This is a genomic window from Bacillus sp. AFS002410 (assembly GCF_002556365.1).
GTDB lineage: Bacteria > Bacillota > Bacilli > Bacillales > Bacillaceae_G > Gottfriedia.
The window spans coordinates 91,877-101,435 of sequence record NZ_NUEU01000008.1; the positions used below are offsets into that span (position 1 = coordinate 91,877).

A 9,559-nucleotide genomic window follows, 5' to 3' on the forward strand; every position below is an offset into this window, starting at 1 on the left:
TCTATTTCTTAAAAAAAGAAATTTATATTCAAACTGATTAACTTATTATCAAACTTACCTTTTTTTACACTGGATACTATTTTTCCAAGTAAAATTTGGCTATTTTTAAAAAAAGACACCCCTTATTCTGGGGTGTCCCATATGGCTTTATTTATTATTTAACAATGACTTTACGATATACAATCTTTGTATTACCTGTACGGTCTTTAACTGTGTATGTAATGATATATGTCCCTTTTTTCTCCGTGTTTACGCTACCCGATATTTTAATTGATTTTGTCAAGTCTCCATCAATATTGTCTTTTGCAGTCACACCACTTCTTACATTAAAACTTGAATTCAGCTTAATCGTTTTATTAATTGCTCCATAAATAACCGGTTTTGTTAGATCTTTCACTGTAATTTTACGTACTACGACTGTTTTGTTTCCTGCTTTATCACTCACAGTGTACGTTAAAGTGTATAAACCTTTTTTCTTCGTATTAACTGATCCATTCACTTTAATTTGTTTGGACAAATCACCATCAATGTTATCTTTTGCGGTAACACCTGTCAATGGATTGAATGTTGAATTCATATTTGCATTTTTATTTGTTGCACCAGAAATAACCGGTCTGATGTTATCAATAACAGTAATCTTTCTTGTTACAGTTACTACATTCCCCGAAGTATCTGAAACTGTATAGGTTAATGTGTATGTTCCTGTTACATTTGTATTTACGAAACCAGTTACTTCAATATTTTTTGTTAAATCACTATCTACATTATCTGTCGCAGCTACTCCAGCTCTTGTATTGAATTTATTTCCAATAGTAATAGTCTCATTAGTTGTACCAGTAAAAACTGGTTTTACATTATCTATGACACTTATTTTTCTTGTTACAGTGGCCACATTTCCAGCTATATCAGAAACAGTGTATGTTAAAATATATTCTCCTTTTTTCTTCGTATCAACTGAACCACTTACTTTAATGTTTTCAGAAAGTTCTTCATCTACATTGTCATATGCATATACCCCGTCATATTCATCAAAGATAGAATCAATCGCAATAGTTTTAGTTAAAGCACCTAAAATTTTTGGCTTAATATTATCAATGACTGTTATTTTTCTAGATAGTGATGTTTTATTTCCTGATTTGTCTGACACAATATATGTTAAAGTTGAAGTATTTGGTCTTGAATTATCGATTGTCCCAAAGACACGTATATAATCAGTTAAATTTCCATCAAAACTGTCTTCAGCGGTTACACCTTTTAATCCATCAAAAACCTCACCAATATTAATTTGTGTATCGTTAACTCCAATTATGATTGGTTTAGTAGTATCCTTTACAACGATCTCATTCGCCTCACTCGCGTTTCCAGATTGGTCCGTGGAGGTAATCATTAATTTTGTTCCAGCTTTTTGCTTTTCTATTGATACTATAAAACTACCATTATCGTTTACAGTAGTTTTACCTAGTAAGGTTAGTCCAGACTTCACATTAATCGTGGAATATGGTTCTGCTTTACCACTGATATTCGTTGTTTGGTCTGTTACTTCATTCACTGTCGGCAATGCAGGTGAAGTAACATCTATTACAATAGTTGTAGCTTCTTCACTACTATTTCCTGCTGCATCTGTAGCAACAATTGATAATTGCGTACCAGCTTTTATTCGACTGATTGGAATACTATATGATTCATCCTGACTTACAACACCAGTAGCAACAATTGTTTCCCCTGATTTCACTGTTATAGTACAACCAGCTTCAGCTTTTCCAGTCACTGCAAGGGATTGATCTGTTACGTCATTGACAATCGGCAGATCTGGAGGGATAACATCACTTGTACCAAACGAATAAAGATAGCCATCTGATGCAAATGCATAAATTGTTTCGTTCTTAATCGCCAAAGGAATATTAAAATCCACAGAATCGCCAATTGAAGTTAACCATAAAGATTTTCCATTACTGCTGTAAGCTTCAATGGCAGTATGCTCACTATTAGGTAAACTAGATGGGATATTCGATGTAAGATAAATCGTTCCGTCAATTCCTAAAATTGGAAGGGAGTTTACTTTTACTGGAATTGACCATTTCATTGAACCATCCGATAGAAAAGCATATAACTTTTCCTGATCATACACATAAATGATCCCATCTGTTGCAATGACTGGAGCCCCTGGGTTTGGTGTATTATTCTCTAACGATCTCGACCATTTTCTACTTCCGTCTGGGCTTATAGCGAATAAACCACCAGAACCAAGTAAATAAATTGTACCGTCTTCACCAATGGTTGGGGTTGATAAGACTGCATCACCATAGTAAATAGCAATTCTCCCAATCATCTCTCCATTTGGATTAATCGTAAATATTGACCCTGCAACTACAATATAGATTGTCCCATCCTTTCCAATTACAGGAGCCGTGGAGTAACTTGGTGAAAAACGAGTTTCAAATGTCCATTTTTTCATCCCATTCGGATAAATTGCATATAAGGTACCAAACTTATCTAATACATAAATTGTACCATCGCTACCAATTGATGGAGAAGTTATAATTCCATACCCTGTTTCATAAAAAAATTTGAGTGTACCGTCAGGATTTACTCCATAAACCCCATTGTTTTGAAAATTGTATGCTCTATTTGTTCCTATGTAAAGCGTACCGTCAGCTGCTATTACTGGCGATGAGCCACCTTCTGCCCCTACCGGGAGAGCCCATTTTTCTTTACCATTCTCATCAATAGCTTTAAGAAAACCGTCGCTTCTCACATAAATGGTCCCATCTGCACCTATAACTGGCGAAGAGTTTCCAATACTAATTTCCATCGAGTTACCTACATTTGAACGCCATTTAACTTCTGGATCGTCCCCCAACAAAAAGCGTGTTTGCCTAGTCCAATTTGTCGTCGTCGGCTGTATAGCAGTTAACTCATACTTTCCTATTTGATACCCTCCGCCTTGATTGAAGCTACTAGTTATCGTTGCTTGAGGCGTAACAGTTTTAGAGACTACTTGTTTAATTGGTTTTAAGCTTTCAGCAAATGAAGTTGGTATTACTAAAGTATTTATTAACAAGATTGAGGAGATTAATATACTTTGTAATGTCCATCTTGTTGGAAAAAGCTTATTCTTCAAGAAAATTCCACCTTTTTAATCTATTCAGTTCATTTTAGCATAGATTATCCAACTATTTTTTTAAAAAATATTTTTGATGGGAATTGCTTAGACTTTATTACTTACATGTCCAAGCGTTCAAAAAAGAGAACAACCATAAAATTGTTCTCTCATTTTTATTTCTTACTTAACAATAAAATAACGTACTCGATATTGTTTAAATTGTATAAAGGCTCAATATATGCAGTTTGATTTAGACCTAAATTATCGATTTTAACATCTTTTACTTTACCTATTTCAATATCTGGTAAATAAATCCCACCAAGTCCAGAGGTAACAATGATTTTTCCATTTTTTAATTTATCATTTACATTGAAAAGAGTCATTTTTAAATACCCAGTTTTCTCATCTGCGCCTTTGATTAGACCTTGTAATTTATCATTGCCTTTTGGTTGAACTGATATATAAGATGTATAATTTGCCGCACTTAATAAATCCACTTTCGAACTATTTTTAGACACTTCGATTACTTTGCCTACTAGCCCTTGAGAGGTAATTACATTTGTATTTATTTTTACGCCATCGTCAGAACCCTTATTAATATAAATAAAGCTATTCCAGCTTTCATTATCTCTCTGTGTAACGACTGCAACTGCAGTATTGTATTTTAGATTCTCTTTATTCAGTCTTTCTTTAAGACTTTTTAACTCTTTATTTTCTACGCCCAGTTCAATATTTTTCGCATTTAAAGCTGTTTCATTTCCCATTTTTGCATTTAAGTAATCATTCTCTTTTTCTAATGCAAGCAAATCACTAATATTACTAGTGTGTTTTTTAAATGTACTACTTTTCGTAAATAAATAGCCACTTCCAATTAAAATAACAATTAAAGCCAGAAATATATATTTTTTCATTATAGTTTATCCTTTGATTTTAATTATGAACTCATTTCCCTACATTTTAGAATAACATGAAAAATATTCCAAAAAATAGAGTTAATATGACAATATTGTGATTAATATTACGTATTATACTCTGAATTAACTAAAATAAAAAATCAAAGGAAATATAAGTCACTTATTTTATCATCATTGATCTATAAAAGCGGCACGGAATTTAGTCTATAGTAGAAGTTTTTCAACTGTCGGAAGATCCGCTTGCGCCCACTCAAGTTCTTTTAATTCAGAAATCTCTTTCCATTCTATTTTTGCATGCTCATTAGCTACAGGAATACCCCATTTTATTTTCGCTTCATATGTAATTAAATTTACCATTATATTTGGATACTCATGGATTACATCTTCAATCAATTCAGAAACTAAAATTTCACAACCTAATTCTTCTTGTATTTCTCGTACTAAAGCTTCCTCTGGTTTCTCCCCATCCTCAATTTTTCCACCTGGAAATTCCCAACTATTTGGTTGGCTCATTTCTGGTGAGCGTAAGGCACAAAGTATTTGGTTTTGATTGTTTCTTATTACAGCTCCTACTACTTTAACTTGTTTTTTCAATTTATTTCATATCCTTTATATTCTATATTTATCTCAATTTGATTATATATTGTTTTCAACTTACATTCATCATTAGGTCTAGCAATATATAATAGGAAAGTCTTTCAAAAAAATAGACGCATCCCATGTTAGTGGAATGCGTCTATAAGGAAAAACCACCTATATTTTCCCTATTTTCTTTGAAATCTCTTCCGCAGCTTTTATTACTTCTTCTATCAAAAACGGAATACGTTCCTGAGTAAAACGAAATCCTGGTACATTCACGCTTAAAGCAGCAAGAATTTTGTTGTTATATCCAGTAATTGGAGCCGCAATAGCCGCTGTATCCTCTGTTTTTTCACTCTGACTTATTGCATAGCCATTTTGTCTGATTTCAACCAGTTGCTGTTTTAAAATTGACATTGAATTAGGTGAAAGATTTAGCTGATCTAGTACTTGTTGAATTTCATACTCTTTCATATAAGCAAGAATGGTTTTATTGGGAGCTCCAATATGTAGTGGAATTCGGATACCTAGATTTTCAGCAATTCTAATTTTTAATGGACTGTCAATTTTATCAATAACAATTCCATCTATACCACTCTCGATATTTAAATAGATGCTTTCCTCTACGTAATTCGCTAAACGCTCCATTACTGGTCTTGCAACTAATCTGAAATCTATTTGATCCAGTTGACGGAGGCCAAGCTCCATCCATTTATAACCCAGCTTGTAATGTTTGGTTTCAGGTATTTGTATAACAAGTCCGTGTTTGATTAAAGCGTTTAGTAATCGGTGAAGCGTACCAAGAGATAGAGATGTTTTTTCCGCTAATTCGGTGATTTGCCAATTACTTTTGGATTCATCCGAATTTAGGATATCGATAATAAGCATAGCTCGGTCAATTGATTGGACCATGATCATAACTCCTATGACTCTTCACTTCTTATCTTGGGGAGTCTGTTCAAAAAGTCTGGGAATATTCCTCTTTAAGTGGATGCCCTGATTTACGTACTGAAAGTAAACGTTACGTTTATTAAAAGATGCGTTGACTTGAAGATCTCAGCTCTTCTTGTTTCCATTTCGAACTTGCAAATGAATAATTGTGAGAGTAATTTTTTACTTATATCTTACAAGTTTATAGTAGGTTTTTCCAAGGATTTTTAATTAATTTACAACTTTATTGACCCTAATGATGCATTAGACTTATTTTTTCTTATTTTTCGTTTTTTATCACGACTCACATCAAAAGAATCTTCAAGCTTTTTAACTCCAAACGTAATAATTAGCACAAGCGCAAGATAATATAAACCTACCACAATATATGTATTCATCTGTTCAAAGTTAGAAGCTGCCTCACTTAGCCCAGCTCCCCATAAATCTTGCATCCCTACATATGCTACAAGTGAAGAATCTTTTAATCCAATTATAAACTGATTACCAAGAGTAGGAATCGCAATTTTAAATGCTTGAGGTAGGACAATCCTTCTCATTGCCAAAGGTTGAGACATCCCAAGAGAACGCGCAGCTTCCATTTGTCCTCTGTCAATTGATTGAATTGAACCACGAAAGATTTCAGCAATATATGCTCCACTATGAACACCTAACGCTATTGCACCAGCCCAAAACTGCGATAATGTAATAATACTAGAAAGTCCGAAGTATAATATTGCGATTTGAACAATAAGCGGTGTCCCACGAATGACCGTGATATACAGATTAGCAATATAATTAAGCACTTTAATACGGGAGAGTCTGAAAAATGCAAAAATTAGTCCTATTCCACTTCCCAAAATAGTAGATACTATTGTTAATTTTAATGTTAATAAAGTTGCTACTAAAAATAAATGAAATGTATTTAAAAATATATGCATGTGAACCTCACCTCTCATCTTGTCCTAAAAAATCTTGGGCTCTTATTTTACTCTAGTATTCTATTGTTTTTTTTCTTCAAGAATATTGCGACCAAACCACTTTTCACTAATTTTTTCGTAAGTTCCATCTTTAATTATTTCATCTAAAGCCTTATTAATTTTCTTCTCAAGTTCTTTATCATCTTTCCTCACAGCAATTGCTTGATTATCGTGAGTGAGGGGAGTTCCTACATCTTTAATCTTAGCCTTACCTTCTTTAATTACTCTAAAGCCAACCATTTGATCCGTAATAACAGCATCTAGTCTACCAGTTGGAAGATCCATTATAGCTGTAAGATCACTATCATAATCAACTACATTTTCTTTTCCAGTATACTTAATAGCTAAATCTTTATATGGGCTTGCTTTTACAACACCAATTTTCTTCCCTTTTAAATCCTCAGCAGATTTGATTTTCTGATTCTTATCTGCGACAAAAATCTGAGAACCTGAAATATAATATGGATTACTGAAATCAACCACTTTTAATCGTTCATCAGTGATCGTCATACTCCCCAAAATCGCATCATACTTATTGGACAGTAATCCTTGTACAATTGTTTCCCATGGGTTTGTTACTGGTACAGCCTTCATTCCCATTTTATCTGAAAGTGCTTTACCAATTTCAACATCAAATCCAGCAAGCTTGCCATCTTCTTTAAAGTTAAATGGTTTATATAGCCCGCTCATAGCATAATGAAATTCTTTTGAACTCGCTTGATTCCCAGTTTTTTCTGTCCCACATGCACTTAGAAACATTGTCCCTGCTATCATTGAAGATAATAAAACTCCGTACCATTTCTTTTTCATCACATATCCCTCCATAATGTTTTAAAATTATAAAATACTATTTAGAAATTGTTTTGTTCTTTCATTTTGTGGATTTTCAAAAAACTGTTTAGGTGAACCCTCTTCTAAGATTAGACCTTCCTCCATGAATAAAACTCGATCCGCCACACCGCGAGCAAAACCCATTTCATGAGTTACTACAACCATTGTCATCCCTTCACTTGCTAACTGTTTCATAACTTGAAGAACCTCTCCTACTAGTTCGGGATCTAAAGCTGAAGTAGGCTCATCAAACAGCATCACCCTCGGGTTCATTGCAAGTGCACGTGCAATAGCAACCCTTTGTTTTTGTCCTCCTGATAACATATCTGGATATTGATCAGCTTTATCTGTCAGTCCAACCTTCTCCAACAAAACATAAGCAATCTCTTTTGCTTCACTCTTTTTCATTCCTTTAACATGAATAGGTGCTTCAATTATATTTTCTAAAACAGACTTATGAGGAAAGAGATTGAAGTGCTGAAATACCATTCCAACCTCCGACCGAATTTTATTCAAATCAGTTTTGCCGGGTTGAACCAAATCTCCATCAAAGTAAATTTCTCCCGTATCATTAATCTCTAAGAAGTTTAAACATCTCAAAAGGGTGCTCTTTCCTGATCCACTTGCTCCTAATAAAACAACCACTTCTTTTTCTTTAATCGTTAAATTAATTCCTTTTAAAACTTGTAATGGCCCAAATGATTTACTTACACTTTCGATCTTAAACATGTTCATTCAACCCTCCCATCGAGTTATAAAAATGATTTTTCCACAATGCGGAAACCTTTTCTATTGTATTAATATTATACACAATTCTGATTATTCCTTCATTAAGTAATTTTATTTCGCTAATTTAATAATTTTCATAAGTAATTGTTACAAATCTCTCCAATCACCCTAAACTAGGCGAATGCATATATTGTTAACCAATATCTGTAACGAAAGGGGGCTATTATCATGCATGTTGATTTAACAGCCATACATTGGCTTTATGTAGCATTTATAGGTTTAATTATTCTATTTTTAATTCTTAGACGTGACACCAGCCTCGTCTGCCTAGTTGGAATTTTCCTACTTGGGCTAGTAGCAACTGAGTCACTTACTAGTTCAGTGAGTATCTTATTTTCAAGTTTCATATACGCCATCACTCAATTACTTTCCACGATTTTAGTAATCTCGATTATCGTTTCGATGAGTAAAGCATTAACTGATAGTGGGGTGCATCAGGCACTCATTAGTCCTTTCACAAAGGTGATGAGAAACGCCACTCTATCTTATTGGACTATCGGGATTGTTATGATGGTCGTATCTTGGTTTTTCTGGCCATCTCCTGCAGTAGCATTAATTGGTGCGGTTTTACTTCCAGTTGCTTTAAGAGTTGGGTTGCCAGCCTTAGGTGTTGCGATGGCTATGAATTTATTCGGTCATGGGATCGCTCTTTCAAGTGATTACGTCATTCAAGGTGCTCCGAAACTCACAGCTGACGCAGCTGGCATACCGGTTTCGGATGTTATACATGCAAGTATTCCACTTGTGATCGTAATGGGGGTCGTGACTACTGTAGTTGCTTTTTACTTCCTAAAACGAGATATGAAAAGAGGACTTTTAACAGTTGAACTACCTGAGGAAGAAACTAAAGCAGAGGATTATCTCCTATCATCCACTCAGCAAAAATGGATGGCCGCTCTTGTTTTCATTTTATTTGCAGTCGATATTTGGGCAATGGTTCACTTCAATTTACAAGGTGGAGATGCAACTGCCCTAATCGGCGGTACATCACTAATAATTCTTTCAATACTATCCATGTTCGGACATAAGAATAAAGGATTTGAAGAAGTAACCAATTATTTAATTCATGGCTTCAAGTTTGGATTTAAAGTATTTGGTCCAGTTATTCCAATTGCTGCTTTCTTCTATCTAGGGGATAGTGGATTTACGGCAATTATTGGGGACTACCTACCAAAAGGATCAAATGGAATTGTGAATGATTTAGGCTTTGCTTTAGCTCACGCAGTGCCGGTAAATCCTGGGGTTGCAGGTGTGACTTTAACTACGGTTGGAGCAATTACTGGATTAGATGGATCTGGATTCTCTGGAATTTCGCTTGCTGGTTCAGTTGCTTCATTATTTGCAACAGCGATTGGTCATGGTATTGCAACATTGACTGCTATGGGGCAAATTGCAGCGATTTGGGTTGGTGGAGGAACACTTACATAGACGTAAGA

The 9,559-nt window shown here is 34.4% G+C and carries 8 protein-coding genes; 1 reads left to right on the plus strand and 7 read right to left on the minus strand.

The window, feature by feature from the left end:
- Positions 1 to 154 precede the first annotated feature (154 nt).
- The 7 genes from CN692_RS07670 to CN692_RS07700 form a co-directional block, all read right to left on the minus strand.
- Positions 155 to 3,121: an immunoglobulin-like domain-containing protein gene (locus CN692_RS07670; RefSeq protein ID WP_098118577.1), complete on the minus strand. Its 2,967-nt coding sequence runs from the start codon at positions 3,119 to 3,121 to the stop codon at positions 155 to 157.
- A 155-nt stretch (positions 3,122 to 3,276) separates the two neighbouring features.
- Positions 3,277 to 4,014 (minus strand): rod shape-determining protein MreC, encoded by a 738-nt coding sequence (gene mreC, locus CN692_RS07675; RefSeq protein WP_098118578.1) that lies wholly within the window; start codon positions 4,012 to 4,014, stop codon positions 3,277 to 3,279.
- A 207-nt stretch (positions 4,015 to 4,221) separates the two neighbouring features.
- Positions 4,222 to 4,611 (minus strand): 8-oxo-dGTP diphosphatase MutT, encoded by a 390-nt coding sequence (gene mutT, locus CN692_RS07680; RefSeq protein ID WP_098118579.1) that lies wholly within the window; start codon positions 4,609 to 4,611, stop codon positions 4,222 to 4,224.
- A gap of 159 nt (positions 4,612 to 4,770) precedes the next feature.
- Positions 4,771 to 5,508 carry an IclR family transcriptional regulator gene (locus CN692_RS07685; RefSeq protein WP_098118580.1) on the minus strand — a complete coding sequence of 246 codons (738 nt, stop codon included), beginning with the start codon at positions 5,506 to 5,508 and terminating at the stop codon, positions 4,771 to 4,773.
- Between the two features lie 254 nt (positions 5,509 to 5,762).
- Positions 5,763 to 6,464 (minus strand): amino acid ABC transporter permease, encoded by a 702-nt coding sequence (locus tag CN692_RS07690; protein ID WP_257143988.1) that lies wholly within the window; start codon positions 6,462 to 6,464, stop codon positions 5,763 to 5,765.
- A 60-nt stretch (positions 6,465 to 6,524) separates the two neighbouring features.
- Complete coding sequence (locus CN692_RS07695; protein ID WP_098118582.1) at positions 6,525 to 7,313, minus strand: ABC transporter substrate-binding protein; 789 nt, start codon at positions 7,311 to 7,313, stop codon at positions 6,525 to 6,527.
- A 27-nt stretch (positions 7,314 to 7,340) separates the two neighbouring features.
- On the minus strand, positions 7,341 to 8,063 hold the full coding sequence (locus CN692_RS07700) for an amino acid ABC transporter ATP-binding protein (protein ID WP_098118587.1): 723 nt from the start codon (positions 8,061 to 8,063) through the stop codon (positions 7,341 to 7,343).
- Between the two features lie 228 nt (positions 8,064 to 8,291).
- On the opposite strand from CN692_RS07700, the gene CN692_RS07705 reads away from it, so the two are divergent.
- Entirely contained in the window at positions 8,292 to 9,551 is a 1,260-nt protein-coding gene (locus CN692_RS07705) for a hypothetical protein (protein ID WP_098118583.1), read from the plus strand.
- The last annotated feature ends 8 nt before the right edge of the window (positions 9,552 to 9,559 follow it).

Bases quoted from the DNA above. Each gene is read 5' to 3' on its own strand.
- mreC (WP_098118578.1), bottom strand. From the start codon at position 4,014: ATGAAAAAATATATATTTCTGGCTTTAATTGTTATTTTAATTGGAAGT.
- CN692_RS07700 (WP_098118587.1), bottom strand. From the start codon at position 8,063: ATGTTTAAGATCGAAAGTGTAAGTAAATCATTTGGGCCATTACAAGTT.
- CN692_RS07695 (WP_098118582.1), bottom strand. From the start codon at position 7,313: ATGAAAAAGAAATGGTACGGAGTTTTATTATCTTCAATGATAGCAGGG.
- CN692_RS07685 (WP_098118580.1), bottom strand. From the start codon at position 5,508: ATGGTCCAATCAATTGACCGAGCTATGCTTATTATCGATATCCTAAAT.
- CN692_RS07705 (WP_098118583.1), top strand. From the start codon at position 8,292: ATGCATGTTGATTTAACAGCCATACATTGGCTTTATGTAGCATTTATA.
- CN692_RS07690 (WP_257143988.1), bottom strand. From the start codon at position 6,464: ATGCATATATTTTTAAATACATTTCATTTATTTTTAGTAGCAACTTTA.